Consider the following 820-nt stretch of genomic DNA (forward strand, 5'->3'; position numbering starts at 1 on the left):
CGCGGGTCGCGCCCGTACGGCAGCCCGCGAGCCGCCGGGCCCCGCTGACCAGCGCGGCCCCGCCCGCCGTGCAGCGGCGGGTACTGCCTGCTTCGGCCCGTCCCGCGCAGGCGGGTGAGCCTCCCGCCAGGGAGGCGGAATCTCGGGCGTCGACTGCGCCTGCGACCGCGCCACGTACTTCTGCTCCGGGTCCGGCTTCTGCTCCGGGTCCGGCCTCGGGCTCGGCTTCGGCCTCCGGGAGTGGTGTGGCTCCTGCTTCTGGGGGGTCTGCGGGCGCTGCCAGGTCTGCTGGGCCGTCTGATGTCCCTGGTGCTGCTGGTGCTGCTGGTGCTGCTGGTGCGCCCCCGGCCGGTGGGGCCCGTGCGGCTTCCGGGCCTTCGGCTGGTGCTCCTTCCGGTACTTCTTCTGCTGTTCCTTCTGCTTCCGCCGGTGGGCCCGGTCCCGCTGCGCGTCCCGTTCAGCGGGCGAGCGCGGCAGGGCCCGGAGCGCCGGTGCGGCGGCCGACGGGTGCGACGTCCTCGCCCTCGCAGCCTCCCGTACAGCTGTCGAAGTCGCCCGGCACGACCGGCGGTTCGGCCGGTCCGGGGCGGTCGTCCTCCGCTGCGTCCTCAGCTCCCTCGACGTCCGGTCCGGTGTCGCCTCCTGCCGTGCCGCCTACCGGTCCCGTCGGTCCGGTGGCCGGTGGTGCGGTGCAGCGAAGTGCGTCCGCGCCCGGCGCGTCCGGCGGCAGCGGTACGGGCTCGGAGAGCGCCGCCGCGGAACGTGCCGTTACGGACGGCCTGCCCGCGGGCGGCGCGTCCACCGGCGGCGCGGCGACGGG

At 77.0% G+C, this 820-nt stretch carries 1 pseudogene; it reads right to left on the bottom strand.

From position 1 onward, the window contains the following. Positions 1 to 457 precede the first annotated feature (457 nt). Positions 458 to 820, bottom strand: a pseudogene (locus G3I19_RS36675) (hypothetical protein); the annotation flags it as partial.

Origin of the sequence: Streptomyces sp. SID10853 (genome assembly GCF_010548145.1) — a bacterium.
GTDB lineage: Bacteria > Actinomycetota > Actinomycetes > Streptomycetales > Streptomycetaceae > Streptomyces.